The sequence below is a fragment of the Streptomyces hazeniae genome (genome assembly GCF_031845485.1).
Lineage (GTDB): Bacteria > Actinomycetota > Actinomycetes > Streptomycetales > Streptomycetaceae > Streptomyces > Streptomyces hazeniae.
In genome coordinates this window covers 222481-249291 of record NZ_JAVREQ010000003.1, presented here as the reverse complement: position 1 = coordinate 249291, position 26811 = coordinate 222481, and the positions used below count along the sequence as shown (strand labels likewise).

Below are 26811 nucleotides of genomic sequence, written 5' to 3'. Positions count from 1 at the left end.
GATCGGGCCCCGCCCGCCCCGTCCCGACACGCTGGAGGTCCCCGTGGTCACCCGCCGGATTCCGGTCGTCGTTCTCGCCGGCTTCCTCGGCTCCGGCAAGACCACCCTCCTCAACCACCTGCTGCGGCGCAGCGGCGGCACCCGTATCGGCGCCGTCGTCAACGACTTCGGCAGCATCGAGATCGACGCGATGACGGTCGCCGGGCAGGTCGACTCCATGGTGTCGCTCGGCGACGGCTGCCTGTGCTGCGCCGTCGACACCGAGGACCTGGACGGTGTGCTGGACGTCCTCGCGCGGCCGTCCGCGCGGATGGACGTCGTCGTGGTCGAGGCGAGCGGGCTCGCCGAGCCCGAGACGGTGATCCGGATGATCCTCGCCAGCCGCAATCCGCACATCGTGTACGGCGGGCTGGTGGAGGTCGTCGACGCCGCCGAGTACCCCGCGACACGGGAACGCCATCCGGAACTGGACCGCCATCTGCGGGCCGCCGACCTGGTGGTGCTCAACAAGACCGACCGTGCCGACCCCGGGACGCTGGAGACCCTGGAGGCGAGCCTGCGGGAACTCGGCCCCGGTGGTCCGGTGGTGCGCGCCGCCTACGGGCGGATCGACCCGGGCCTGCTCTTCGACCCGCCGGAGCGCCGTCGGCCGGCCGCCGAACAGCTCTCCTTCGACGCGCTGCTCCGCGCCGGCGACGAGTCCGCGGGGGACCACGCCGGCCACCTCCACGCGGCCTACCAGAGCGTGGAGTTCAGCACCCGGGAGCCTGTGGACCCCCGCCGGCTGCTGGAGTTCCTGGACCGGCGTCCTCCGGGCGTCTACCGGATCAAGGGCTTCGTCGACTTCGGCGACGCCGACCCGGAGCGGCGCTACGCGGTGCACGCGGTGGGCGGCTTCCTGCGGTTCGCGCCCGTGGAGCGGGCCGGGCCCGGGTCCGCGGGCACCGAACTGGTGCTGATCGGCACCGGCGTGGACGGCCCCGCGCTCCGTGACGGGCTCGACGCGTGCAGGGCCGACCCCGCAGCCCCCGCCGATCCGCGCGCGATGTGGGGCGTCCTGCGGTACGTCGACGACCCCGCCGCGAAGGACGCGACGGGGCCGTCGGAGACGGGTGAGGAGCCCGGTGACGCGTGGGACGACCTGGACGAGGCGGAACTCGTCCTCCCCGAGCCGTTCCAGCCCTAAGCCGGCCCGGCCAGCGCCGCGACGGGCTTGGCCAGCGGCACACCGGAGCCGTCCCGGCGCGGGTCCGGCTCCGGCAGCTCGGCCGGAGCGCCGGTGCGGGTCGCCGCGCGGACGGGCGCCGGTCCCGCCCAGGCCATGGTCAGGCAGTCCTCGCCCTTCAGGAACCGCTGGCAGCGCACGCCGCCGGTCGCCCGGCCCTTGCGCGGGAACTGGTCGAACGGGGTGAGCTTGGCGGTGGCCACCGAGTCGTCGAGGGTGCCGTGCGAACCGGCGACGGTGAACACCACGGCGTCGGCCGACGGATCGACCGCGGTGAACGAGAGGACCTTCGCGTCCGGGGCGAGCTTGATGCCGGCCATGCCGCCGGCCGCCCGGCCCTGCGGCCGCACCTGCCCCGCCGGGTACCGCAGCAGCTGGGCTTCGCTGGAGACGAACACCAGGTCCTCCTCGCCCGTGCGGAGTTCGGCGCCGCCGACGACGCGGTCGCCCTCCTTGAGCGAGATGACCTCCAGCTCCTCCTTGTGCGCCGGATAGTCCGGCACGACACGCTTGACGACGCCCTGCGCGGTGCCGAGCGCCAGCCCGGGTGAGGACTCGTCCAATGTCGTCAGGCAGATCAGCGACTCGTCCGCCGCCAGCGTCAGGAACTCCGACACCTGAGCGCCTCCGGAGAGGTTCGGCGGCCCTCCGGTCTCCGGGAGCTGGGGCAGGTCCACCACCGCCAGCCGCAGCAGCCGCCCGGCCGAGGTGACCGCGCCGATCTCGCCGCGGGTGGTGGCGGGAACGGCCGAGACGATCACGTCGTGCTTGACGCGCTTGGCCTCCGCGCCCGCTCCGGTGTCCGCGGTGCCGTTCTCGGCACGGGCCAGCAGGCCGGTGGAGGACAGCAGCACACGGCACGGGTCGTCGGCGACCTGGAGGGGGACGGCGGTGACCGGCGACTCGGCGGAGTCCAGCAGCTCGGTGCGGCGCTTGGTGCCGTACTTCTTGGCGACGGCGGCCAGTTCGGAGGAGACCAGCTTGCGCAGCTCGGCGTCCGAATCCAGGATGCGCGTCAGCTCCTCGATCTCCTCCCGCAGCCGGTCGCGCTCGCTCTCCAGCTCGATGCGGTCGAAGCGGGTCAGGCGCCGCAGCGGGGTGTCGAGGATGTACTGCGTCTGCACCTCGGAGAGTCCGAAGCGCTCCATCAGCGTCTGCTTGGCCTCGGCGGCGTTCTCGCTGCCCCGGATGAGCCGGATGACCTCGTCGATGTCGAGCAGCGCGACGAGCAGGCCCTCGACCAGGTGCAGCCGGTCGCGTCGCTTGCTGCGCCGGAACTCGCTGCGCCGCCGCACCACCTCGAAGCGGTGGTCGACGTACACCTCGAGCAGCTCCTTGAGCCCGAGGGTCAGGGGCTGCCCGTCGACGAGGGCGACGTTGTTGATGCCGAAGGTCTCCTCCATCGGCGTCAGCTTGTACAGGTGCGTGAGCACGGCCTCCGGGTTGAAGCCGTTCTTGACCTCGATGACCAGCCGCAGCCCGTGCTCGCGGTCGGTGAGGTCCTTGACGTCCGCGATGCCCTGGAGCTTCTTCGCGTTGACGAGGTCCTTGATCTTGGAGACGACCTTCTCCGGACCCACGGCGAACGGCAGCTCGGTGACGACCAGGCCCTTGCGCCGTGCGGTGACCTGCTCCACGGCGACGGTGGCGCGCATCTTGAAGGTGCCGCGCCCCTTCTCGTACGCGTCCCGGATCCCGTCCAGTCCGACGATCTTCCCGCCGGTGGGCAGGTCGGGGCCGGGCACGAAGCGCATCAGCGTCTCGAGGTCGGCGCCCGGGTGACGGATCAGGTGCCGGGCCGCGGCGACGACCTCGCCCAGGTTGTGCGGCGCCATGTTGGTCGCCATGCCGACCGCGATCCCGGACGCGCCGTTGACCAGCAGGTTCGGGTAGGCCGACGGCAGCGCGACGGGCTCCTGCTCGCTGCCGTCGTAGTTCGGCGCGAAGTCGACGGTGTCCTCGTCGATCGATTCGACCATCAGTCCCGAGGCCGGGGCCGACCGGCACTCGGTGTAGCGCATCGCGGCCGGCGGGTCGTCGTTGCCCAGCGAACCGAAGTTGCCGTGCCCGTCGACCAGCGGCACGCGCATCGAGAACGACTGCGCCATGCGCACCAGCGCGTCGTAGATCGCGGAGTCGCCGTGCGGGTGCAGCTTGCCCATCACCTCGCCCACCACGCGGGCGCACTTGACGTAGCTGCGCTCGGGGCGCAGGCCCATCTCGTGCATCTGGTACAGGATGCGGCGGTGCACGGGCTTCAGGCCGTCGCGGGCGTCCGGCAGGGCGCGCGAGTAGATGACCGAGTAGGCGTACTCCAGGAAGGAGCCCTGCATCTCGTCGACGACGTCGATGTCGAGGATGCGCTCCTCGAAGTCGTCCGGCGGCGGGGTCTTCGTACTGCGGCGGGCCATCGCGGCGAGCGCTCCTTCGTCCGGGTGGTCTGACGAGCTGGGTCAGGGAGAGCTGAGACTGACGCGGACCATTGTGGCCCGCGGGTCCGACAACCGGTCGCGCGGGGAAGGTCCTGGGCACGTACCGTACGGGAACTTCGCGGACAGTCGGAGCGCTTGCATACAGTGACGGAAAGAATCACCTCTCGCGATCGAAGGGACTGAGCGGCCCATGGGTCACACGGCCACGCCCCCGCCTTCCACCGGCGGGCTCACCGCGACCGAGCACCGGCTGGCCAACGGCCTGCGCGTGGTGCTCTCCGAGGACCATCTGACGCCGGTCGCCGCCGTCTGCATCTGGTACGACGTGGGCTCCCGGCACGAGGTGAAGGGCCGTACGGGCCTGGCCCACCTCTTCGAGCACCTGATGTTCCAGGGCTCGAAGCAGGTGCCGGGCAACGGCCACTTCGAGCTGGTCCAGGGCGCCGGCGGCTCCCTCAACGGCACCACCAGCTTCGAGCGCACCAACTACTTCGAGACCATGCCGGCGCACGAGTTGGAGCTCGCCCTCTGGCTCGAGGCCGACCGGATGGGTTCGCTGCTGGCCGCCCTGGACGAGGAGTCCATGGAGAACCAGCGCGACGTGGTCAAGAACGAGCGCCGTCAGCGGTACGACAACGTGCCCTACGGCACCGCCTTCGAGCGGCTGACCGCCATGGCCTTCCCCGACGGCCACCCCTACCACCACACCCCGATCGGCTCCATGGCCGACCTGGACGCCGCCTCCCTGGAGGACGCGCGCCAGTTCTTCCGCACCTACTACGCGCCGAACAACGCGGTGCTGTCCGTGGTCGGCGACATCGACCCGGAGGCCACGCTCGGCTGGATCGAGAAGTATTTCGGCTCCATCCCGGGCCACGACGGCAAGCAGCCGCCGCGCGACGGCGCCCTGCCCGAGATCATGGGGGAGCAGCAGCGGCAGGTGCTCCGCGAGGAGGTGCCGGCCCGCGCCCTGATGTCCGTCTACCGGCTGCCGCAGGACGGCCTGCGCGAGTGCGACGCCGCGGACCTCGCGCTCACCGCCCTCGGCGGCGGCGAGTCCTCCCGGCTGCACAACCGCCTGGTCCGCCGGGACCAGAGCGCGGTCAGCGCCGGCTTCGGCCTGCTGCGCCTCGCCGGCGCCCCCTCGCTGGGCTGGCTGGACGTGAAGACGTCCGCGGGCACCGAGGTCGCCGACATCGAGGCGGCCGTCGACGAGGAGCTCGCCCGGTTCGCGGCCGAGGGACCCACCGAGGAGGAGATGGAGCGCGCCCAGGCGCAGCTGGAGCGCGAGTGGCTCGACCGGCTCGCCACGGTCGGCGACCGCGCCGACGAACTCTGCCGCTACGCGGTGCTGTTCGGCGACCCGCAGCTCGCGCTGACCGCCGTGCAGCGGGTGCTGGAGGTCACGGCCGAGGAGGTGCGCCAGGTCGCCGCCGCCCGGCTCCGGCCGGACAACCGCGCCGTCCTGGTGTACGAGCCGACCACGCCCGAGACCGCGTCCGAGGACGGGGACCAGACCGCAGCCGAGGAGACCGGCCAGTGAGCGACGCCGCCAACACCCCAGGCATGACGATGGACTTCCACCCGCGCCCCCGCGGCGGCGAGCCCAAGCCGTGGGCCTTCCCTGCACCCGACCGCAGCACCCTGCCCAACGGCCTGACCCTGCTGCGCTGCCACCGGCCCGGCCAGAAGGTCGTCGCCGTCGAGGTCAACCTGCTCGCCCCGCTGGACGCCGAGCCGGAGGGCCTGGACGGCGTGTCCAACATCATGGGCCGCGCGCTCGCCGAGGGCACCGACAAGCTGGACGCCGAGGCCTTCAACGCCGAGCTGGAGCGCTGCGGCGCCACCCTGGACACGCACGCCGACCACCCCGGCGTACGGGTCTCCCTGGAGGTCCCGGCCTCCCGCCTCGACAAGGGGCTGAGCCTGCTGGCCGACGCGCTGCGCGCTCCCGCCTTCCGCGACGACGAGGTCTCCCGGCTGGTCCGCAACCGCCTGGACGAGATCCCGCACGAGCTGGCCAACCCGGCCCGCCGCGCCGCGAAGGAACTGGCCAGGCAGCTCTTCCCGGCCGCGTCCCGGCACTCCCGCCCCCGTCTCGGCACGGAGGAGACGGTGCAGCGCATCGACGCTGCGGCCGTCCGCGCCTTCTACGAGGCGCACGTGCGTCCCGCCACGGCCACCGCGGTCGTGGTCGGCGACTTCACCGGCGTCGACCTGGACCAGGCCGTCGCCGACACCCTGGGCGCCTGGACGGGCTCGACGACCGAGCCTCGGCCGGTCCCGGCCGTCACCGCCGACGACACCGGCCGCGTCGTCATCGTCGACCGGCCCGGCGCGGTGCAGACCCAGCTGCTCATCGGCCGCATCGGCCCCGACCGGCACGACCGCGTCTGGGCCGCGCAGGTCCTCGGCACGTACTGCCTGGGCGGCACCCTGACGTCCCGTCTGGACCGCGTGCTGCGTGAGGAGAAGGGCTACACCTACGGTGTCCGCGCCTTCGGCCAGGTGTTGCGCTCCGCGCCGGACGGCTCGGGGGCGGCGATGCTCGCCATCAGCGGTTCCGTCGCCACCGACGTGACCGGTCCCGCCCTCGCGGACCTGTGGCAGGTGCTGCGCACCCTCGCCGCCGACGGCCTCGACGACGAGGAGCGGGACGTCGCCGTGCAGAACCTCGTCGGCGTGGCCCCGCTGCGGTACGAGACGGCCGCCGCCGTCGCCGCCACCCTCGCCGACCAGGTGGAACAGCACCTCCCGGACGACTACCAGGCGAATTTGTACCTCCGCCTCGCCGAGACGGGCACGGTCGAGGCCACCGCCGCCGTCGTCAACGCCTTCCCCGAGGACCGTCTGGTCTGCGTCCTCGTCGGCGACGCCGGACAGATCGCGGACCCGGTGCGCGCACTGGGCATCGGCGAGGTGACCGTCGTCCCCGGCACCTGAGGGCGCGTCCCGCGCGCACGCACGCCTGAGCCGCGCTCTGTCCGCTTCGGGGGCGAGATGCCCGGTCTGTGCTGTGGCATGCGCGACAATCGGCCGATTCGGTTTGGCTGTTGGCAGATGTCCTGATTAGCGTCCCTCCGGCTCACGTCAGCAGGCGCCGCCGCCGCGGCCCGCGTGCAGCCGGAGAGGAGCCCGCCGCAGCATGGCGACCACCACTGGCCCCGGGAGGCAGCGCACCCCGGGCAAGCACCGCCGGCCGGGCCGCGCCTGCCGTGCGGGCGCCCGCATCGCCGGCGTGGCCGGACTCGCCACCGCGAGCGTCGCCGGCTCCCTCGCCGCCCCGGCCGCCGCCGCACCCGCGACACCCGCCGTTGCGGCCGAGGAAGCCTCCGGGCGCCCGGACACCGGTCTGACGCAGGCCGCCGCCGTGTCGGACTCCCTCGCCGGCCGCATCGCGGACCAGGCGCGCACCCAGCGCAGCGCCGCGGAGGCGGCGGCCGAAGAGGCGGCCCGGAAGGCGGCCGCCCGGGCCGAGCGCGAGCGCGAGGAGGGGGAACGCCGCCGCGCGGCCCGCGCCGCCGAACGCGCCGCCCTGCACCGCTACGTCGCCCCGGTCGCCGGCTCCCACGTCTCCACCGCCTACGGCGCGGGCGGCGCCATGTGGTCCTCCGGCAGCCACACCGGCGTGGACTTCCACGCCGCGTCCGGCACCACGGTCCGCTCCGTCGCCGCCGGCGAGGTCGTGGAGGCGGGCTGGTCCGGCGCCTACGGCTACAACGTGGTCGTCCGCCACGCCGACGGCACGTACACCCAGTACGGCCACCTGTCGTCCGTCACGGTCGCGTCCGGCGCCCGGGTCGGTGCGGGCGATCGGGTGGGGCTTTCCGGCTCCACCGGCAACAGCAGCGGCCCGCACCTGCACTTCGAGGTGCGCACCGGCCCCGACTACGGCTCCGACATCGCCCCGCTGCCCTACCTTCGCGAACACGGCGTCGACGTCTGACCCGGCCGGGAGCTCGGGACCGCTCGCGCAGCAGCGGGCGGGGGCCGCGCCGTGCCTACGCCGGCAGCTCGTCGAGGCCCTCGGCGACCATCCGGGCGAGCCGGTCCAGGGCGGAGTGGTCCGCGTCCCCGTCGCCCTCGGAGGCGAGCACGATCTCGTCGCCCCGCTCGGCGCCCAGCGCCATGACGCCCAGCATGGAAGCGGCGTCCACGGCGGGCGCGCCGTCCCCGTCGGCGTCACCCCCGGTCCCGTCGCCGGACGGCCTCCGTACGGTCATCCGGACTCCGGTGGCCATCGCCGCCCGCGAGAACATCGCGGCCGGTCTGGCGTGCAGGCCCTCCTGCCAGCCGACGGTGACACGGCGCTCGGCCATCCCGCTCTCCCCTCCCCACGACTCGGAACCCGGGTGCTGGCCTACGACACTACGCCGCACCCGGCCGTACGCTGTCACTCATGCAGACTCCGGCGGACCGGGCGTATCCCGCCCACTGGGAGGCCGACGTCGTGCTCCGCGACGGCGGCACGGCCCGGATCCGGCCCATCACGCCCGACGACGCGGGCCGGCTGGTCGCCTTCTACGAGCAGGTCTCCGACGAGTCCAAGTACTACCGCTTCTTCGCGCCGTATCCACGTCTTTCCGACCGCGACGTGCGGCGGTTCACGCATCACGACTACGTCGACCGGGTCGGGCTCGCCGCCACCGTCCGTGGCGAGATCATCGCCACCGTCCGGTACGACCGCATCGACGACGACGGCCGCCCCGCCCACACCGCTCCGACCGGCACCGGCACCGGGGACGGCACAGGTGGCGGCACCGGGGACGGCGTGCCGCAGGACGCCGCCCCCGCGGGCCAGGCCGAGGTCGCCTTCCTCGTCCAGGACGCCCACCAGGGGCGGGGCCTCGCCTCGGCCATGCTGGAGCACGTGGGCACGGTGGCCCGCGAACGCGGCATCCGGCGCTTCATCGCCGAGGTGCTGCCCGCCAACACCAAGATGATCAAGGTGTTCACCGATGCCGGCTACTCCCAGCGCCGCAGCTTCGAGGACGGCTCCGTCCACCTCACGCTCGACCTGGAGCCCACCGAAGCCTCCCTCGCCGTCATGCACGCCCGTGAGCAGCGCGCCGAGGGCCGTTCCGTGCAGCGCCTGCTCGCCCCTGCCTCGGTCGCCGTCGTCGGCGTCAGCCGCACCCCCGGCGGCGCCGGGCGCACGGTGCTGGAGAGTCTGCGCGCCGCCGGGTTCACCGGGCGCACGTACGCGGTGAACCACGCGCTCGACCCGTCACCCGACCGCGCCCTCGACCTCGGCGGCGCGGCCGCGTTCCGCTCGGTCCGCGACGTGCCGGAGAGCGTCGACCTCGCCGTCGTCGCCGTCCCCGCCGCACAGGTGGCCGATGTCGTCGCCGACTGCGGCGAACACGGCGTGCAGGGTCTGGTCGTGCTCTCCGCCGACTTCACCCGCGACGGACAGCGCGAACTCGTCCGCCACGCCCGCTCGTACGGCATGCGCGTGATCGGGCCGAACGCGCTCGGCATCATGAACACCGCCCCGGACGTGCGGCTCAACGCCACACCGTCGCCGCAGATGCCCCGGCGGGGGCGGGTCGGTCTGTTCACCCAGTCCGGCGCGATCGGCATCGCGCTGCTCGAAGGGCTGCACCGGCGCGGCGCGGGCCTGTCCACCTTCGTCTCCGCCGGCAACCGCGCCGACGTCTCCGGCAACGACGTGCTCCAGTTCTGGGACGAGGACCCGGACACCGACGTCGCGCTGATGTACCTGGAATCCATCGGCAACCCGCGGAAGTTCACCCGTCTCGCCAAACGGATCTCCGTCCGCAAGCCCGTCGTCGTGGTCAAGGGCGCCCGGCACAGCGGCAGCGCCCCGCCGCCCGGGCACGCCGCACCGGCCTCCCGTACGCCCGCCGCCACCGTGTCCTCACTGCTGCGGCAGGCGGGGGTGATCACCGTCGACACCGTGACCGAGCAGGTGGACGCGGGAGCGCTGCTGGCGTCGCAGCCGCTGCCCGCCGGGCCGCGCGTCGCGCTGCTCGGCAACACCGAGTCGCTGAGCCTGCTCACCCACGACGCCTGCCTCACCGACGGACTGCGCCCGCTGCCGGCCCGCGACCTCACCACCGCCGCCACCGCGGGCGACTTCCGGGAGGCGGTCCGCGAGGCGCTGGCCGAGACGCAGACCGACGCGGTCGTCGTGACCGCCATCCCCGGCGTCGGCGAGGTGCCGGTCGGGTCGCTCGCCGAGGCCCTGGCCGACGCCGCATCCGGTGCGGAGAAGCCGCTGGCCGTCGTGCATCTGGCGATCGCCGGGCTCGACGAGGCGCTGGCCGCCCGGGGCATCCCCAGCTACCCCTCACCGGAACGGGCGGTGCGCGCCCTCGCCCACGCCGTGCGGCACGCCGCATGGCGCCGCGACGCACAGGAGCCGGGCCGCGTCCCGCAGTTCGACGTGGACGAAGGGGCCGCCGCCCGGCTGGTCGCCCGCGCCACCCGCGGCGACGGGCCCGGGGAGGACGACCCCGGCGTCCGTACGGCCCACCCCGCGGCAGCACGTGAGGCCCGGCCCACGACGGTGGCCGCCGCCGAGTCCGGGCTGCACCGCAGCCTGCCGCTGGGCCAGGCCGGGACGGCCGAGCTGCTCGGCCACTACGGCATCGCCGTCCAGCCCACCCTGCCCGCCGCCTCCGCGGACGACGCCGTCGCCGCGGCCCGCCGGCTCGGCTACCCGGTGGCGCTCAAGACCACCGCCCCGCACCTGCGGCACCGTGCCGACCTCGGGGGCGTACGCCTGGACGTGGCGAGCAAGCACCAGCTCCGCCGGGCGTACGCCGACCTGACCTCGTCCCTGGGGAAGCCCGCCGAGCTGCGGCCGGTCGTGCAGGCCATGGCACCGCGCGGCGTGGACACCGTGGTCCGCGCGGCCGTCGACCCGTCGATCGGCGCCGTGCTGTCCTTCGGCCTCGCCGGGGCGCCGTCGGAGCTGCTCGGCGACACGGCGCACCGCCTGGTCCCCGCCACCGACCGGGACGTCCAGGGGCTGGTCCGGTCCCTGGGCGCGGCCCCCCTCCTCTTCGGCTGGCGGGGGGCGCAGCCGGTCGACACCGCCGCGCTGGAGGACCTGCTGCTGCGCGTCTCGCGGCTGCTCGACGACCACGCGCGGATCGTCGCGGTCGATCTGGAGCCGGTGGTGGTGGCGCCGCGCGGGCTGACCGTGCTGGGCGCAGCCGTACGGGTCGCCGAACCGCCGCCGCGCGGCGACCTCGGCCGCCGCACCCTGCCCGCGTACTGACCGGGCCGCCGCCCCCGCCGGACCCGGCCGCCGTCCCGGGTGCCGCCCGCCCGGCCCCGCGGCATACCGGCCGGGCGGAGCGAGCGCCGCCGTACGGACCGGCAGAACCTTCCCTCGCAGGCCCTAGGATGGTCCGCATGGCGAAGACCGGTACGACGACCCAGGGACTGCGCTCCGCGATCGAGCGCAGCGGCTACTACCCCGCCCTCGTCGCCGAGGCGGTCGAGGCGGCCGTCGGCGGCGAACCCGTGTCGTCCTACCTGGTGCACCAGGAGACGACGTTCGACTCCAACGAGATCCGCCGGCACGTCACCGTCCTCGTCCTCACCGGCACCCGCTTCCTGGTCAGCCACACCGACGAGCAGCCGGCCGACGGCACCTCCGCCTCGCCGTACGCCACCACCTCCACCGAGTCGGTGAAGCTGGAGCGGATCGCCTCCGTCGTCCTCTCCCGCGTCGTCGCCGACCCGGAGTCCTACACCCCCGGCACCCTGCCGCGCGAGGTGGTGCTGACCATCGGCTGGGGCGCGGTCTCCCGCATCGACCTGGAGCCCGCGGCCTGCGGCGACCCCAACTGCGAGGCGGACCACGGCTACACCGGCTCCACCACGGCCGACGACCTCTCCCTCCGGGTGAGCGAGGCGGGCGACGGGCCGGAGACCGTACGGCAGGCGCTGGCCTTCGCGCAGGCGCTCTCCGAGGCGACGGCGGCGGCCCGCCCGGGTGCCCACCGGTGACACCGCCGCACACGGCGCGACCCGTCCCGGAGGACCCCCACCCGGCCGACGAGGCGGCCCCACTGGATCCGCGCACCGCTCCCGTTCCCCGCTACGGCGACGGCTCGCTGGCCGACCTGCTGCCGACCCTCGCCTCCGGACTGGGGGTGCCCGGCCTGGAGGCGGGTCTCCCGCTGGAGCCGGCCGACCGGGTCTGCGTGTTCCTGGTCGACGGCATGGGGTGGGAGGCCCTGGCGGCCCACCCCGAGGAGGCGCCGTTCCTCACCTCGCTGCTGCCGAGTTCGCTGGGCGGCAGCGGACGCCCGCTCACCAGCGGATTCCCCTCCACCACCGCCACCTCGCTGGCGTCGGTCGGCACCGGCCTCCCACCCGGCGCGCACGGCCTGCCCGGCTACACCGTCCGGAACCCGGACACCGGCACGCTGATGAACCAGCTGCGCTGGCGCCCGTGGACGGACCCCCACCTGTGGCAGCCGCACCCCACGGTCTTCCGCCTCGCCCACGCCGCCGGCGTGGCGACCTGCCAGGTCACCGCGCCGCACTTCGAGCACACCCCGCTGACCACGGTGGCCCTCTCCGGCGGCACCTTCCACGGGCGGCTGGCCGCGGAGGAGCGGATGGACACCGCCGCGGAACGCCTCGGCGCCGCCGACCGCACCCTGGTGTACACCTACTACGCCGAACTCGACGGTCACGGCCACCGCTACGGCATGGACTCCGACGCCTGGCGCGGCCAGCTCCAGTACGTCGACCGGCTCGCCCAGCGCCTCGCCGAGCAGCTGCCGCCCCGCTCCGCGCTCTATGTCACCGCCGACCACGGCATGGTCGACGTACCCGAAAGCCCGCAGTTCCGCTTCGACTTCGACGAGGACTGGGAACTCTCCGCCGGCGTCGCCTCGCTCGGCGGCGAGGGACGCATGCGGCACCTGTACGCGGTGCCCGGCGCGGCGGGCGCCGTCGCCGACGTCTGGCGCGAGGTGCTCGCAGGCCAGGCCTGGGTCGCCACCCGGGAGGAGGCCGTCGCACTCGGCTGGTTCGGCCCTCGGGTGGAGGACCGCGTCCGCGACCGGCTCGGCGATGTCGTCGTCGCGATGAACGGGAACGCCGCGGTGGTCGCCACCCGGCGGGAGCCCAACGAGTCGGCGCTGATCGGCATGCACGGCTCCGCGACCAGCGCGGAGCAGATGGTCCCGCTGCTGGAGGTCCGCACCTAGCGCAACGCCGCACGACGGACCCTCACGTCCCCACCGTCACGCCCCACCGCCACCACCGCCACCGCGACTGCGACCGCCCACCGCCCCCGACCCCGAAAGGTCCGTCTTCTCCATGCCCGAGCTGGTCTTCTTCTCCGGCACGATGGACTGCGGCAAGAGCACCCTGGCCCTCCAGATCGAGCACAACCGGTCGGCACGCGGCCTCCAGGGCATGATCTTCACCCGGAACGACCGGGCGGGGGAGGGGCTGTTGTCCTCCCGCCTCGGCCTGGTGACGGAGGCGGTCGAGGCGGACGAGGACTTCGACTTCCACCTGCACCTCGTCCGGCACCTGACCGCGGGCGGCCGCAGCGACTACGTGATCGCCGACGAGGCGCAGTTCCTCTCCCCGGAACAGGTCGACCAGCTGGCCCGCATCGTCGACGACCTCGGCATAGACGTGTACGCCTTCGGCATCACCACCGACTTCCGCACCAAGCTCTTCCCCGGCTCCCAGCGGCTGATGGAACTGGCCGACCGTATCGAGGTGTTGCAGGTCGAGGCGCTGTGCTGGTGTGGTGCCCGCGCCACCCACAACGCCCGTACGGTCGGCGGGCGCATGGTGGTGGAGGGTGCGCAGGTCGTCGTCGGGGACATCGGCGGACGCGGCGGCCCGGCCGCGGAGATCGGCTACGAGGTGCTGTGCAGGCGCCACCACCGCCGCCGGCTCACGGCGGTGACGGCAGGTGCCGCGACGCTCTCCCCGGACGTTCTGCCCGTGGACGCCGTGGCCGGGCCCCCGCCACCGGGCCCGGTTCCGGGCGGAGTGAACGGCTCGGCCCCCGCGAACGGCTCGGCCCCCGTGAACGGCTCGGTCCCGGCGCCCGAGGGCGTGCGGGGGCCCGGAGGCTCACCCACCTGAGACGGCCGGTCCCGCGCCCCTTCAGGCCGCCCCGCCGGCCGCACCCGGCTGCTCGCGTACGCTGAACTCCGCCCCCTCGGCGTCCGCCACCGTCGCCCGCACGCCGTACGGCGTGGGATGCGGCTCCCGGACGAGTCGGCCGCCCAGTTCCCGGGCCCGCCGCACCGTGTCCTCGGCGTCGCGGACGGCGAAGCAGGTCTTCCAGTGCGGTCCGTGCGCCGACGGCCGGGCCCCGTCCGTGCCGCGCACGGTCGCCACCGGCCGGTCTCCGACGAGCAGTGTCAGCCGGTCCTGCTCGTCGCCGTCCGGGTCGGGTTCGGTCCCGTAGCCGAACACCGACGGGTAGAAGGCACCCGGCCCCGCGGTCGTGTGCGTCAGCAGCTCGAACCACACGGGCGTCCCCGGGGCGTTCTCCACCACCTGGAGGCCGGTGTCCTCGTCGCTCTGCCAGACGCCGAACGCGGCGCCGCCGGGATCGGCGGCGACCACCAGCCGCCCCGTGTCGCCGAAGTCGAGCGGGCCCACGGCGACGGTACCGCCGCACAGCCGGATGAGGCCCGCCGTCTCGTCGGCGTCGTCGCTGGCCAGGTAGGGAGTCCAGGCGGCCGGGAAGCGCCGGCCGGCCGGAGTCTCGCCGAGCCCGGCCACCTCGCGCCCGTCGAGCACCGCCCTGACGTACGGGCCGAGCTGCTGCGGTCCGGCGGTGAACTCCCAGCCGAAAAGGCCCTGGTAGAAGTCCCGGCTCCGGTCGAGGTCGCGCACCATGAGACTGGCCCAGCACGGCGTGCCCGGAGTCTGCCGGCGCTGCCGCGCGCTGACTGTCTGCGTCATCTGCTGCTCCCCTGACCATCGTCGGTGCGGTCTCTTCCGTGTACCCGTGCGGTGGATTGTGCCATCCGGTCCCTTGGCGCGGGCGGAGGCGCGGGACGGCGCGACGCCGTTGCGGGAGGATGGCGTCATGACCGCACTCCTCACCGCCTCCGCGCTGGCAGCCGAACTGGCCGGTCCCCGGCCGCCGGTGCTGCTCGACGTCCGCTACGTCCCCGGCGGCCCGCCCGGCCGCCCCGCCTACGCCGAAGGCCACCTGCCGGGCGCCGTCTACGTCGACATGGACACCGAACTCGCCGCGCCCGTGGGGCCGGGCACCGGACGCCACCCGCTGCCCGCGCCGGAGGTGTTCGGCGCCGCGATGCGCCGCGCCGGCGTGACCGCCGACCGTCCCGTGGTCACCTACGACGGGGGCCTCGGGTGGGCCGCCGCGCGCGCCTGGTGGCTGCTGCGCTGGGCCGGGCACCCGGACGTGCGCGTGCTGGACGGCGGCCTCCCGGCCTGGGACGGGCCGCTGACGAAGGACCTGCCCGAGCCCGCCGAGGGCGACTTCGCGCCCGTGCCCGGTTCCCTGCCCACGCTGGACGCGGACGCGGCGGCGGAGCTCGCCCGCCGCGGGGCGCTGCTCGACGCCCGTGCCGGCGAGCGGTACCGCGGCGAGGTGGAGCCGCTCGACCCGGTCGCCGGACACATCCCCGGCGCCCTCTCCGCGCCCACCACCGCGACCGTCACGGACCGGGGCACCTTCCGCCCGGCCGCGGAACTCGCCGCGCACTTCGCCGCGCTCGGCGTCACACCGGGCACCGAGGTCGGCGTGTACTGCGGCTCCGGCGTGTCGGCCGCGCACGAACTGCTGGCGCTCGCCGAGGCGGGAATCGACGCCGCGCTCTACCCGGGCTCGTGGAGCGAGTGGACCGCCGATCCGGCGCGGCCGGTGGCCACCGGCCCGGAAGCGGGCTGAGACCGGTCCGGGCGGCCGGCCCCGCGCCTCCGCGAGAAGTCCGCGCGGGGAGCGGCCGGCCGCCCGGTCACTCCTTCTTGCGCCGCGTGCCGAAGACGATCTCGTCCCAGCTGGGCACCGCGGCCCGCCGACCGGGCCGGACGCCGTCCGCCTCGGCCTGCCGGTCGGTGTTCCCGGTGAGCCGTTCGCGGTGCGCCTTCACCGAACGGGGCATCAGCACGTCCGCGTAGGCGGAGCCCGCGCTGGCCGCGGGGGCGGGCGGATCGATCTGCTCCCGGTCCTCGTCGGACTCCCGGTCCGCGACGGCGGTGCCGTCCTCCTCCGCGTCGGCCGACTGCACGGCGGCAGGCCGCTCGGGCACGACCAGGTCGCCCCGGAAACTCGGCACCGCCTCCAGCAGACTGGTCAGCGAGTCGGCGGCTTCCGCGGGGGCGCCGTCGGCCGACGCGGGCGGCAGCGCGGCGGGTTCCAGCTCCGGCCGGTCCCCGCGCTCGCCCCGGTCCCCGCGGTCCCGCGGCAGTCGCGCGATGCGCGGCACGAAGGGGAAGCTCGGCTCGGGGGTGTCGTCGGTCTCGCCGATGAGCGAACGCGCCTCGTCGTCCACGGCCTGCACCAGCCGTCGCGGCGGGTCGTACGTCCAGCCGGCCGAGTGCGGTTCGCCGGCGACCCGGTAGGCGAGCACCACTTCCCAGGTGCCGTCGTCCCGGCGCCAGGAGTCCCACAGCACGGTGTCCTTGTCCGCGCCGCGCAGCAGCAGCCGCTCGGCCACCACCTCGCCGAGCTGCGGGCCGGTGCTCTCGCCCGGGCGACGCACGGGGGTCTTCCGGGCGCGCTCCGCCATGAACGCGCGCTCGGCCAGAACCGGGCCCTCGAAGCGGCGGACCCGCTCGACGGGGATGCCGGCCATCTGCGCGACCTCTTCGGCGGTGGCGCCGGCTCGTATCCGGGCCTGGATGTCCCGGGGGCGCAGGTGGCTCTCCACCTCGATCTCGATCTGCCCCAGGCGCGCACGGTCGTTGCGCACCGCAGCGCGCAGCCGTTCGTCGATCGGAAGGGTGTATTCCGTGTTGTCGGCAGCCTTGAGCACCAGCCGTGTGCCGTCGTTGCTGACGGCCACGACACGCAGTTCGGGCATGGGAACCTCCCCGGTGGTGCCTGCCGACGTCACGTGCGTCGCTGCTCCCGCTTGGACGAGTGTGGCCTGCCCGGGTGCAGCCTGCCACAACCTTGCCGACTCGCCCGGCGTGTCGAGCCCCGGTCCCGTTCCGCCGGTATGGCACGGTGACACGTTGACCACTCAACGTGACGGGCTGTCACGCTGGGCGGCGAAGCCAGGGTCGGGGCCGAGGCCAGGGCTCGTCACACTACTCCATTCGGACCATCCGGGTGGGGGTGACGCGCCGCCGAACTCCCGTACGCGCGGGGCTTCAAGGGCTCGGCGAGCCGTCGCGCGCCGCCTCGAGTCGTCCGGATATTCACTAGATCGACACAAGCGGAAGGATGTGATCCGGCCTCTGGGGAGTGGCGGTGTCCCGCCCGACTCCGCTCAGTCAGTCCCCGAGCACCCGGCGCAGGTAGTCGTTGCCGAACGCCCGCCCCGGGTCGAGACGGTCACGCAGCGCCAGGAACTCCCCGAACCGCGGGTACGCCTCCGCCAGCCACGTCGCGTCCCGCGTGTGCAGCTTTCCCCAGTGCGGGCGCCCGCCGTGCGCCGTCATGATCCGTTCCGCGGCCGTGAAGTACGCCTCGTGCGGCGCCCCCCGGTACATGTGCACGGCGAGGTAGACGCTGTCCCGCCCGCTCGCCGTCGACAGGGTGATGTCGTCGGCCGGCGCGGTGCGCACCTCGACGGGGAAGCTCACCCGGAAGTCCGACCGCTCGATGAGAGCCCGGAGTTCGCGCAGCGCCGCCATCCCGGCCTCGCGCGGCAGCGCGTACTCCATCTCGAGGAACCGCACCCGCCGCGGCGTGGTGAACACCCGGTGGGGGACGTCGGTGTAGCTGCGCGCGGACAGCGCCCGGCCGGCGATCCGGGCGGTCCCGGGAACCGTTCCCGGCACCGCCCGGCCCAGTGCGCACACGGCGCGGAACACGCCGTTCGACAGCAGTTCGTCGTCCACCCAGCCGCGCACGCGGGGCAGCGGCCTCGGGGGGCCCGGACTGCGGTTGTTGCGCTTGGTGTTGCAGTGCTCGGTGTGCGGGAACCAGTAGAACTCGACGTGCTCGTTCTCCGCCGCGAGCTGGTCGAACTCCTCGGTCACCCGCCGGAACGGCATCGGTTCCTCCCGGGCGGTGAGCAGGAACAACGGCTCGACGACGAAGGTGAGTTCGCTGATCACGCCGAGTGCGCCCAGACCGACGCGGGCGGCGGCGAACACGTCGGCGTTCTCCTCGGGCGAGCACCGCAGGACCGAGCCGTCCGCGAGCACCAGCTCCAGCCCGACGACCTGCGCCGCCAGTCCCGCCGAATCACGGCCCGTGCCGTGCGTGCCGGTGCTCACCGCCCCGGCCACCGTCTGCTCCATGATGTCGCCCATGTTGGTCAGCGACAGACCCTCGCCGGCGAGGGTCTCGTTGAGCTGCCACAGCGGCGTGCCCGCCGCGACCGTGACCGAGCCGGCCGCCCGGTCGATGCTCCGCACCCCGCACAGCCGCTCCGGGCGCAGCAGCACACCCTCCGTCGCCGCGACCGTGGTGAAGGAGTGGCCGGTGCCCGCCGCCTTCACCGGCAGGCCGTCCTCCGTCGCCCGGCGCACCGCCTCGGCCAGCGCCGCCGTCGAGGACGGCGCCACCGTGCGGACCGGACGCATCCCGACGTTCCCCGCCCAGTTCCGCCACGTCGGCGAGCCGCCCCTGCTCGGTGCGCGCATACCCGACCCCCTCCTGCTGCGGACTCCTCGTACGGACCGTGCGCACGGGCCGCCCCCTGCGGCTGCGGGGATCATACTCACGGGCCGTGCGCGGTTCGGGGCGGCCCGGGTGGCAGGATCGAGGACATGTCCGACGCGCTCGATGCCCGCCCCTACGACGCCCTGCTCCTCCTCTCCTTCGGCGGCCCGGAGGGCCCCGAGGACGTCGTGCCCTTCCTGGAGAACGTCACCCGGGGCCGCGGAATCCCCCGGGAACGCCTGGAGGAGGTCGGACGGCACTACTACCGGTTCGGCGGGGTCAGCCCCATCAACGCGCAGAACCGGGCACTGGCGGAGGCGCTGCGCAAGGACTTCGCCGCGCACGGACTCCGTCTCCCGGTCCACTGGGGCAACCGCAACTGGGAGCCGTACCTCACCGACGCCCTCCGCGACGTCGTCCGGGACGGCGCGCGCCGCGTCCTGGTGCTCACCACCAGCGCCTACGCCTCCTACTCCGGCTGCCGGCAGTACCGCGAGAACCTCGCCGAGTCGCTCGCCGCACTGGAGGCGGAGGGCCTGGCGCCGCCGCGCGTCGACAAGCTGCGCCACTACTTCAACCACCCCGGCTTCCTCGACCCGGTGACCGACGGCGTCCTCGCCGCCCTCGGCAGGCTCCCGGAGGCCGTGCGCGACGGCGCCCACCTCGCCTTCTGCACCCACTCCATCCCCACCGCGTCCGCCGAGACCTCCGGCCCGGACGGCGGCGCGTACGTCGCCCAGCACCTCGACGCGGCCCGGGTGATCGCCGCAGCGGTACGGGAGGCCACCGGCGTCGACCGGCCCTGGCGGCTCGTCTACCAGTCGCGCAGCGGCTCGCCGCAGGTGCCCTGGCTGGAGCCGGACGTGTGCGACCACCTGGAGGACCTGCACGGCTCCGGTGCGCCCGCGGTCGTCATGATCCCCGTCGGCTTCGTCTCCGACCACATGGAGGTGCTGTACGACCTCGACACCGAGGCCATGGCCAAGGCCGAGGAACTGGGACTGCCCGCCGCCCGCTCGGCGACCGTGGGCGACGATCCGCGCTTCGCCGCGGCCGTCCGCGAACTGGTGCGGGAACGGGCCGCCACCGAACGCGGCGAACGGCCGCGGCGCTGCGCGCTCGGCACCCTCGGGCCGAGCCACGACGTGTGCCCGGCCGGCTGCTGCCCGGCCCGCACGCCGAAACCCGCCGCGGCCGGTGCGGACAGCCCGTATGCCTGACCCCCGCCCGACCCCGACGACGAGGAGCACGAGCACCGTGACCGACGGACACCACCGGCCCCGCGACGCCTCGGACCCCGACGCGCTCGACCGGCTCAAGGCCGACCTGCTGGAGACCGCGCTGGCGGCGGCGGAGCGGGCCGGTGTGCTGCTGCGCGACGGGCGACCGGACGACCTGGGCGTGGCGGCCACGAAGACCAGCCCCATCGACGTGGTGACCGAGATGGACCTCGCCGCCGAGAAGCTGATCACCGGGCACCTCGCCGAGCACCGGCCGGACGACGGCGTGCTCGGCGAGGAGGGCGCCTCGGTGGACGGCACCAGCGGAGTGCGCTGGATCGTCGACCCGATCGACGGCACCGTCAACTACCTCTACGGCCTCCCGGCCTGGGGGGTCTCCGTCGCCGCGGAGTACCGGGGGGAGACCGTCGTCGGCGTCGTCGAGATCCCCTCCCGCGCGGAGACGTTCCGGGCCGTCGCCGGGCACGGCGCCTTCCGCAACGGCCGGCCGGTCCGCTGCCGGCCCTCTCCCTCGCTCGACCAGGCCCTCATCGGCACCGGCTTCAACTACGTCCAGGAGCGGCGCGTCGCCCAGGCGGAGGTGGCGCGCCGTCTCGTCCCGCAGGTCCGCGACATCCGCCGGTCCGGCTCCGCGGCCGTCGACCTCTGCGACGTGGCCGCGGGCCGGCTCGACGGCTTCTACGAACGCGGACTGCATCGCTGGGACTGGGCGGCCGGCGACCTGATCGCCCGCGAGGCCGGTGCCCTGACCGGTGGCCGGCCCGGCGAGCCGCTGGGCGAAGACCTGACGGTCGCTGCCTCCCCGGGGGTCTTCCGCACCCTCCAGCCCCTCCTCGACGCCCTCGGCGCCTGGCACGACTGAACCCTTCCGTGCCCGCCTCCTCACGGCGCGCAGCGGAGCACCGGCGGCCGTCGCCGCCTCCCCGGAAGCACCGTCGTGACGGCGCTCGCCGGGCGCACCGGGGACGTCCGGCCGAGCCGGAGGGCCCGGCCGTGCGCGGTCCCTGGCGGTCCTTGGTCCCGCCGGGCGCTCGCTGTCCGGGCGGGACCGCGGTAATGCGTCCCGCGTCGTCCCGCGTCCCTCGCGGGCGTGTTCCCCGCGGGCCGGCCCTCGCTTCGCGCGCCGGGCCGGCTTCCGGCTCCGCACAGGGGTGTGTCGGCGGCGATGGCGCAGCCCGTCGTGGAGGGACGGCCGCGAACGTCCGCGTCAGCAGGGGGAGGCGCTGACCCCCCGGCTGATGCGGTCCACGTCCACGCCGTGATCGGCGGCGATGCGCCGCAGATCCTCCAGTTCGGCCTGCTCGACGTCCACGAGGAAGTCGTCGCCCGACTCACGAGCGGCGTGCAGATCGGACTGGGTGCTCCGTATCCGCTGCAGAATGCCTGCGGTGAACGCGTCCATGTGCGCCCCCTCGTCATGGTCGGCGGCACGGGGGTGTGCCGAGGGTGATGGGCACGATCACGACGTGCTGCCCGGCCGACGCGAAAGCCCGGGTGGGTCGGGCCATGCCGCCGGCAAGGCGTGATCGTTGGGTGTGCACTCGTCCTCCCCACCTTGATGCCGGGGAAAACCTCACCGGCGGCGAAAAAAATCCCGGTCGTCCCGCGTCCCGCTTCCGCACGCCCGTCACCTCCTCTTACCGCCGGTTTACCGGCGGGGCGGGCAGGATGAGGTGAGGACGCCGCGGGGGTGCGGCGCGGCGGCGGGCGCCGCCGCGCCCGTGACCGCCCCGGCGGCGCCGCCACCCGCCCCGCCGGGGCGCACCGAGGACAGGGCCGGACCGACCGGACCGGACAGGGAAGGAAGACCGCCGTGCGCGTACTCGTCGTCGAGGACGAGCAGCTGCTCGCCGATGCCGTGGCGACCGGACTGAGGCGGGAGGCCATGGCCGTCGACGTGGTCTACGACGGCGCGGCCGCCGAGGAGCGCGTGGGCGTCAACGACTACGACGTCGTCGTCCTCGACCGGGACCTGCCGCTGGTGCACGGCGACGACGTCTGCCGGGCGATCGTCGAGTCCGGTCTGCCCACCCGCGTGCTGATGCTCACCGCGTCGGGCGACGTCAGCGACCGCGTCGAGGGCCTGGAGATCGGCGCCGACGACTACCTTCCCAAGCCCTTCGCCTTCAGCGAGCTGATCGCCCGGGTCCGTGCCCTGGGCCGTCGTACGACCGCCGCGCTGCCGCCCGTGCTGGAGCGGGCCGGGATCAAGCTGGACCCGAACCGCCGCGAGGTGTTCCGGGAGGGCCGGCAGGTGCAGCTCGCGCCGAAGGAGTTCGCGGTGCTGGAGGTGCTGATGCGCGGCGAGGGAAACGTGGTCTCCGCCGAGCAGCTGCTGGAGAAGGCGTGGGACGAGAACACCGACCCGTTCACCAACGTCGTCCGCGTCACCGTGATGACCCTGCGCCGCAAGCTCGGCGAGCCACCGGTCATCCTCACCGTCCCCGGCGCCGGGTACCGGATCTGAGCCATGGCCGACGCTCCTACGCCCGCGCCCGCTCCGCCGCCCCCCGACGCGCCCCCGAAGCCCACCTGGGACCCGCGTGAGCCGTCCCGCCCGTACCCCTGGCTGCGGCCCACGATCCGGATACGGCTCACGCTCCTGTACGGCGGCATGTTCCTCATCGCCGGCATGGTGCTGCTGACGATCATCTATCTGCTCGCCGCCCAGGCGCTGTACGAGATCAACGAGCTGCCGTTCAAGATCATCGGCGTGGAGGCGCAGCTGACCTCCAACACCTGCCCGGAGCTGGCCGGGCGGATGCCCGCCGAGGAGCTGATGCGCCGACTCGCGCAGTGCAACGACGTGCAGCGCGCCCATGCCCTGGACGAGCTGCTGCGCAGCTCGCTGCTGGCGCTGATGGGCCTCGCCCTGGCCGCGTTCGCGTTCGGCTACGTCATGGCCGGCCGGGTGCTGTCCCCGCTGGGCCGCATCACCCGCACCGCCCGCCAGGTGGCCGGGTCCGACCTGCACAAGCGCATCGAGCTGGAGGGCCCGGACGACGAACTGAAGGAGCTGTCCGACACCTTCGACGAGATGCTGGACCGGCTGGACCGGGCGTTCACCGCCCAGCAGCGCTTCGTCGCCAACGCCTCGCACGAGCTGCGCACCCCGCTGGCCATCAACCGCACGCTGCTGGAGGTGCAGCTCTCCGACCCTGAGGCGTCCCCGGAGGTCCACCAGCTCGGCAAGACCCTGCTGGCCACCAACGAACGCAGCGAGCAGCTGGTGGAGGGCCTGCTGCTGCTCGCCCGCAGTGAGAACGAGATCGTCGACCGCAAGCCCGTCGACCTCGCCGAGGTGGCCGGCCGGGCCGTGGAGCAGATGCGTGCCGACGCCCAGACGGCGCACGTGGAGCTGGGCGGCCTGCGCCCGCCCGCGTACGTGCAGGGGAACGGGGTACTGCTGGAGCGGGTGGCGCTGAACCTGGTGCAGAACGCCGTGCGCTACAACCTTCCCGAGGGCGGCTGGGTGGCGGTGAGCACCGAGGCGCAGCCCGGGCACGCGCTGCTGGTCGTGGAGAACACCGGGCCGCACGTCCCGGCCTACGAGGTGGACAACCTGTTCGAGCCGTTCCGGCGTCTTCGTTCCGAGCGGACCGGAAGCGACCGGGGCGTCGGCCTGGGGCTGTCCATCGTGCGGTCCGTGGTGCGGGCCCACGGCGGCACCGTGCAGGCGCGGCCGAGGGACGAGGGCGGCCTGGTCGTGTGGGTCGTGCTGCCCGTCTGAGCCGGGCCTCGCGGCTCGCCCGAGGGTCGACCGAAGGGGTGTGAGGAGGAGCACATGTACGGAATTCGGCGGACACGGACGCCGCCGGGACGGGCGCCCGCGCGGCTGTGATCGATCACACAGGCGATTTCGGCCGCATCGACGCTGTGTGATCTTCGACCGGGAAGAAATGCCGGAACGTCCGGGTTTCGCCTGGTGCCGATCGTGGGCAGACCACGGAGTGTCGCGCGCCAAGTGCGACTTTCGGACCGTCTACGGTCCTGATCGACTGCCCACCCGATCACCTCTTCGGGGGTCGGGTCGGGTGTCGATTGAGTAACAGACCTTGATGTGAGGCAAAATCTCCGCCTCAGGTCGGGCACAAGCCCGGCCTCTCACGCGTTACGTGCGCTGAGACACCGCATACACCCAGAGGGGGAGAGCGACATGGCAACGGATTACGACACACCACGCAAGACCGACGACGACGTCAACGAAGACAGCATCGAGGAACTCAAGGCGCGACGGAACGACAAGTCCGCGTCCAACGTCGACGTGGACGAGTTCGAGCAGGCCGAGGGCCTCGAACTGCCCGGCGCCGACCTGTCCAACGAGGAGCTGTCGGTCCGCGTCCTGCCGCGGCAGGCGGACGAGTTCACCTGCATGAGCTGCTTCCTGGTGCACCACCGTTCGCAGCTCGCGGCCGAGAAGAACGGGCACCCGATCTGCCGCGACTGCGCGGCCTGATCCGGTACGCCCCCGCCGTGGCGGCAGACGACGCACGTGATGCCGAGCGAGGAGCCCAGGACGAGGGCGCCTCGCTCGCACCGGTGCCCGCGCGCCGCCGCCTGCCGCGCGCCCCGTGGGCGCGCCGGAGCGGCGCCGACGCGGCCGACGGCGACGCCGGTGCCCGAGGAGGGGCGGAATCGGCGGCCGAGACCGAGCGGGCCGGGAGCGGGGACGTGCCGGAAGCAGCAGACCCCCTCGATCCGGACGCCCCCGACGACCGCTCACGGCGCGGCCGGGTCCGCGCCTTCCTCGGCGTGGTCGCCGACCGCATCGTGCAGACCGCGCCGCGCATCCCGGTGCGGGACCTGGAGACGCTGCGCCGCCAGTTCCCGGGCCTCGGCCCGGAGGAGATCGCCGACCGGCTCGTCTCGGGTGCCCTGAAGGGCTCGGCGACGGTCGGCGCCGGCGTGGGCGCGGCCGCGATGATGCCCGTCCCGCCGGCGATGCCCACCGAACTCGCCGCCGAGATCGTCGGCGTCGCCTCCATCGAGCTCAAGCTGATCGCCGAACTGCACGAGGTGTACGGCCGCCGCGCCCCCGGCACCCTCCAGCAGCGCACCGCCGCCTACCTCCAGGCGTGGACCTCCGAGCGGCGGATCGACCTCACCAAACCCGCGACGGTGAACGCCGCGCTCGGCGTGCAGATGCGCCGCGAACTGCGGCAGCAGCTCCTCAAGCGGACGCTGCGCAACCTGCCCAGCCTCACCCCGTTCATGGTGGGTGCGGCCGTGGGCGCGGTGATGAACCGGCGCGACACCGCGAAGCTCGCCGAGCGGGTCCGCACCGACCTCCGACGCGTCGCCGTCCCCTGGCACGAGCTGCCACCGCCGGGTGAACTTCCCCCGCCCGGTGCTCCCGGGCTCCCGCCCGGCCGCTGAGCCCGCCCGCAAGGGTCCCGGGCCCCACCGGGCCCACGGGTCCCTTCGGCCCGTCAGCCCTCCGGAGCGGCTTCCCCGGCCGCCTCCAGCGCCGCCACCAGCGCCTCCGGCCGCCGCGTCGAGACGTACACGTACGGCGTCGGGTCCTCCGGGTCCGTGACCTCCACCCGCACCGCCGTGCGCACGTACCCCCGCAGCAGCATGTGCGCCCGCGGATCGGCCTTGTACGTGCGCCACGCCTGCGCCTCGTCCGCGTCCAGCGCCCGTGCCTCGCCCAGCGCGGCGACGGGGATGCGCGCGTCCCCGGCGACCAGCGAGCCGGCGACGACCCGCACCCGGGCCGACCCGTACGCGCTCACCCCGACCGCGGCCGCCGCGCCCGTCACCACCAGCCCGACCAGCATCGCCACCGCCCCCACCGGCAGCAGAATCAGCCCGCCCGACAGCCCGGCCAGCACGGCGATCAGCCACCACGACCTCGGCGCCGTCAGCCGCTCGTCGAACGGCCTGGCCGGCCGTGCGGCCCCCTGCGGGGAAGGTGCGGACGGGGACGACGGCGCGGGGGTGGAAGGCTGCTCCATGTCTCCAGCTTGGCACGGCCGCGCGGGGCCGCCGCCCTCCGCGCCGGTAAGGTCTGCACACGTGAGTGCAGACCGACCCGCCCGAACCTCCCTGACGCCGCCGGACGACGCCGTGACCCCGGTCCGTCACCCCGACGCGCCCGCCCCCGGCGAGGTGCTCGGCTCCCACTACGACCAGTGCTTCGGATGCGGCGAGAAGCAGCCGCACGGCCTGCACCTGGAGGCCCGCGCGGGGGAGGGCGTGACCGTCACCGCCGAGTTCACCGTCAAGCCCGCCCACCAGGGCGCACCCGGTCTCGCCCACGGCGGGGTGCTCACCACCGCCCTGGACGAGACCCTCGGCTCCCTCAACTGGCTGATGCACGTCATCTCCGTGACGGGCCGTCTGGAGGCCGACTTCGTCCGCCCGGTCCCCGTGGACACGGTGCTGCACCTGGACGCCCGGGCCACCGCCCGGCACGGCCGCAAGATCTACTGCACCGCCACCGGCCGCATCGGCGGCGCGGACGGGCCGGTCGCCGTCCGCGCGGACGCCGTCTTCATCGAGGTCAAGGTCGAGCACTTCGTCGACCACGGCCGCGAGGCCGAGATCCAGGCCGCCATGGCCGACCCGGACCAGGTCCGCCGCGCCCGCGCCTTCGAGGTGAACCCGTGAGCCGGCCGCCCGTCGACGTGCTGATCCGCCGCCTCGACCCCGAGGTGCCGCTCCCCGCCTACGCCCACCCCGGCGACGCCGGCCTCGACCTGGTCACCACCGAGGCCGCCGTGCTCGCCCCCGGCGAACGGACGCTGCTGCCCACCGGGGTTTCCCTCGCGCTGCCCGACGGGTACGCCGCCTTCGTGCACCCCCGATCCGGCCTCGCCGCCCGCTGCGGCCTCTCGCTGCTCAATGCCCCCGGAACCGTGGACGCCGGGTACCGTGGAGAGATCAAGGTGATCGTGGCGAACCTCGACCCGCGCGAGACGGTGCGGTTCGAACGGTTCGACCGCATCGCCCAACTCGTCGTGCAGCAGGTGGAGAAGGTGCGCTTCCACGAGGTGGAGGAGTTGCCGGGCTCGGCACGGGCCGCGGGGGGCTTCGGTTCGACCGGGGGCCACGGCACCGGCACCGCTGCACGCCAAGAAGATTCCGTTGTGGTCGAATCCGGCCTGGACGCCGACCTGAGAGGACAGTGAC

General features: G+C 74.2%; 24 protein-coding genes. 17 read left to right on the top strand and 7 right to left on the bottom strand.

All coding sequences use genetic code 11. The features are described from left to right. The first annotated feature begins 43 nt into the window (after nucleotides 1–43). Nucleotides 44–1186: a CobW family GTP-binding protein gene (locus RM572_RS06260; protein ID WP_311672272.1), complete on the top strand. Its 1143-nt coding sequence runs from the start codon at nucleotides 44–46 to the stop codon at nucleotides 1184–1186. Here the strand turns inward: RM572_RS06260 and RM572_RS06255 are convergent. After that, nucleotides 1183–3636: a DNA gyrase/topoisomerase IV subunit A gene (locus tag RM572_RS06255; protein WP_311672271.1), complete on the bottom strand. Its 2454-nt coding sequence runs from the start codon at nucleotides 3634–3636 to the stop codon at nucleotides 1183–1185. The genes RM572_RS06260 and RM572_RS06255 overlap by 4 nt on opposite strands. Before the next feature lie 211 nt (nucleotides 3637–3847). Between RM572_RS06255 and RM572_RS06250 the strand changes: the two genes are divergently transcribed. The 3 genes from RM572_RS06250 to RM572_RS06240 all read left to right on the top strand — a co-directional run bounded on the left by RM572_RS06250 (nucleotide 3848) and on the right by RM572_RS06240 (nucleotide 7603). After that, complete coding sequence (locus RM572_RS06250) at nucleotides 3848–5200, top strand: M16 family metallopeptidase (protein WP_311672270.1); 1353 nt, start codon at nucleotides 3848–3850, stop codon at nucleotides 5198–5200. Between the two features lie 29 nt (nucleotides 5201–5229). Further along, entirely contained in the window at nucleotides 5230–6600 is a 1371-nt protein-coding gene (locus RM572_RS06245) for a M16 family metallopeptidase (protein ID WP_311672308.1), read from the top strand. A gap of 202 nt (nucleotides 6601–6802) precedes the next feature. Further along, on the top strand, nucleotides 6803–7603 hold the full coding sequence (locus RM572_RS06240; RefSeq protein ID WP_311672269.1) for a M23 family metallopeptidase: 801 nt from the start codon (nucleotides 6803–6805) through the stop codon (nucleotides 7601–7603). 55 nt (nucleotides 7604–7658) lie between these two features. On the opposite strand, the gene RM572_RS06235 is transcribed toward RM572_RS06240, so the two are convergent. Continuing rightward, nucleotides 7659–7976, bottom strand: a complete 318-nt coding sequence (locus RM572_RS06235) for an HPr family phosphocarrier protein (RefSeq protein WP_311672268.1) — start codon at nucleotides 7974–7976, stop codon at nucleotides 7659–7661. A gap of 80 nt (nucleotides 7977–8056) precedes the next feature. Between RM572_RS06235 and RM572_RS06230 the strand changes: the two genes are divergently transcribed. The 4 genes from RM572_RS06230 (at nucleotide 8057) to RM572_RS06215 (ending at nucleotide 13758) form a co-directional block, all read left to right on the top strand. Next, nucleotides 8057–10906: a bifunctional acetate--CoA ligase family protein/GNAT family N-acetyltransferase gene (locus tag RM572_RS06230; protein WP_311672267.1), complete on the top strand. Its 2850-nt coding sequence runs from the start codon at nucleotides 8057–8059 to the stop codon at nucleotides 10904–10906. A gap of 137 nt (nucleotides 10907–11043) precedes the next feature. Continuing rightward, nucleotides 11044–11643, top strand: a complete 600-nt coding sequence (locus RM572_RS06225) for a DUF5998 family protein (RefSeq protein WP_027763157.1) — start codon at nucleotides 11044–11046, stop codon at nucleotides 11641–11643. Beyond that, nucleotides 11640–12857, top strand: a complete 1218-nt coding sequence (locus RM572_RS06220) for an alkaline phosphatase family protein (RefSeq protein WP_394813532.1) — start codon at nucleotides 11640–11642, stop codon at nucleotides 12855–12857. Before RM572_RS06225 ends, RM572_RS06220 begins: the two co-directional genes overlap by 4 nt. Before the next feature lie 112 nt (nucleotides 12858–12969). Beyond that, nucleotides 12970–13758, top strand: a complete 789-nt coding sequence (locus RM572_RS06215) for a thymidine kinase (RefSeq protein ID WP_311672266.1) — start codon at nucleotides 12970–12972, stop codon at nucleotides 13756–13758. A 21-nt stretch (nucleotides 13759–13779) separates the two neighbouring features. Here RM572_RS06215 and RM572_RS06210 read toward each other — a convergent pair whose 3' ends face one another. Then, the gene (locus RM572_RS06210; protein WP_311672265.1) at nucleotides 13780–14589 is read right to left on the bottom strand and encodes a VOC family protein; all 810 of its coding nucleotides are present in this window, start codon (nucleotides 14587–14589) and stop codon (nucleotides 13780–13782) included. A 127-nt stretch (nucleotides 14590–14716) separates the two neighbouring features. Between RM572_RS06210 and RM572_RS06205 the strand changes: the two genes are divergently transcribed. Continuing rightward, a complete protein-coding gene (locus RM572_RS06205) occupies nucleotides 14717–15547 on the top strand; it encodes a sulfurtransferase (protein WP_311672264.1) in 831 nt (276 codons plus the stop codon). A gap of 67 nt (nucleotides 15548–15614) precedes the next feature. Here RM572_RS06205 and sepH read toward each other — a convergent pair whose 3' ends face one another. Beyond that, nucleotides 15615–16682 (bottom strand): septation protein SepH, encoded by a 1068-nt coding sequence (sepH, locus tag RM572_RS06200; RefSeq protein ID WP_311672263.1) that lies wholly within the window; start codon nucleotides 16680–16682, stop codon nucleotides 15615–15617. Nucleotides 16683–17097: 415 nt separating this feature from the next. Beyond that, complete coding sequence (locus RM572_RS06195) at nucleotides 17098–18417, bottom strand: D-arabinono-1,4-lactone oxidase (RefSeq protein WP_311672262.1); 1320 nt, start codon at nucleotides 18415–18417, stop codon at nucleotides 17098–17100. Nucleotides 18418–18543: 126 nt separating this feature from the next. On the opposite strand from RM572_RS06195, the gene RM572_RS06190 reads away from it, so the two are divergent. Together RM572_RS06190 and RM572_RS06185 are read left to right on the top strand one after the other, a co-directional pair. Continuing rightward, nucleotides 18544–19656, top strand: coding sequence for a ferrochelatase (locus RM572_RS06190; RefSeq protein ID WP_311672261.1), 1113 nt, complete (start codon nucleotides 18544–18546; stop codon nucleotides 19654–19656). A 106-nt stretch (nucleotides 19657–19762) separates the two neighbouring features. Continuing rightward, a complete protein-coding gene (locus tag RM572_RS06185) occupies nucleotides 19763–20539 on the top strand; it encodes an inositol monophosphatase family protein (RefSeq protein WP_311672306.1) in 777 nt (258 codons plus the stop codon). 345 nt (nucleotides 20540–20884) lie between these two features. Here the strand turns inward: RM572_RS06185 and RM572_RS06180 are convergent, their stop codons facing one another. Next, nucleotides 20885–21079: a hypothetical protein gene (locus tag RM572_RS06180; protein WP_136182039.1), complete on the bottom strand. Its 195-nt coding sequence runs from the start codon at nucleotides 21077–21079 to the stop codon at nucleotides 20885–20887. A 411-nt stretch (nucleotides 21080–21490) separates the two neighbouring features. Here RM572_RS06180 and RM572_RS06175 point away from each other — a divergent pair, with 411 nt between their 5' ends. The 4 genes from RM572_RS06175 to RM572_RS06160 all read left to right on the top strand — a co-directional run bounded on the left by RM572_RS06175 (nucleotide 21491) and on the right by RM572_RS06160 (nucleotide 25053). Beyond that, on the top strand, nucleotides 21491–22144 hold the full coding sequence (locus RM572_RS06175) for a response regulator transcription factor (RefSeq protein WP_027763166.1): 654 nt from the start codon (nucleotides 21491–21493) through the stop codon (nucleotides 22142–22144). Nucleotides 22145–22147: 3 nt separating this feature from the next. Continuing rightward, nucleotides 22148–23407, top strand: coding sequence for a sensor histidine kinase (locus tag RM572_RS06170; protein WP_311672260.1), 1260 nt, complete (start codon nucleotides 22148–22150; stop codon nucleotides 23405–23407). Nucleotides 23408–23833: 426 nt separating this feature from the next. Further along, complete coding sequence (locus RM572_RS06165) at nucleotides 23834–24133, top strand: DUF4193 domain-containing protein (RefSeq protein WP_023528427.1); 300 nt, start codon at nucleotides 23834–23836, stop codon at nucleotides 24131–24133. 17 nt (nucleotides 24134–24150) lie between these two features. Further along, nucleotides 24151–25053: a hypothetical protein gene (locus RM572_RS06160; RefSeq protein WP_311672259.1), complete on the top strand. Its 903-nt coding sequence runs from the start codon at nucleotides 24151–24153 to the stop codon at nucleotides 25051–25053. A gap of 53 nt (nucleotides 25054–25106) precedes the next feature. On the opposite strand, the gene RM572_RS06155 is transcribed toward RM572_RS06160, so the two are convergent. Next, nucleotides 25107–25634, bottom strand: a complete 528-nt coding sequence (locus tag RM572_RS06155) for a DUF3093 domain-containing protein (protein WP_311672258.1) — start codon at nucleotides 25632–25634, stop codon at nucleotides 25107–25109. 61 nt (nucleotides 25635–25695) lie between these two features. Between RM572_RS06155 and RM572_RS06150 the strand changes: the two genes are divergently transcribed. Both RM572_RS06150 and dut read left to right on the top strand, forming a co-directional pair. Further along, entirely contained in the window at nucleotides 25696–26289 is a 594-nt protein-coding gene (locus RM572_RS06150; protein WP_311672257.1) for a PaaI family thioesterase, read from the top strand. Then, nucleotides 26286–26810, top strand: a complete 525-nt coding sequence (gene dut / locus RM572_RS06145) for a dUTP diphosphatase (RefSeq protein WP_311672256.1) — start codon at nucleotides 26286–26288, stop codon at nucleotides 26808–26810. The genes RM572_RS06150 and dut overlap by 4 nt, the downstream gene beginning before the upstream one ends. Nucleotide 26811 lies beyond the last annotated feature (1 nt).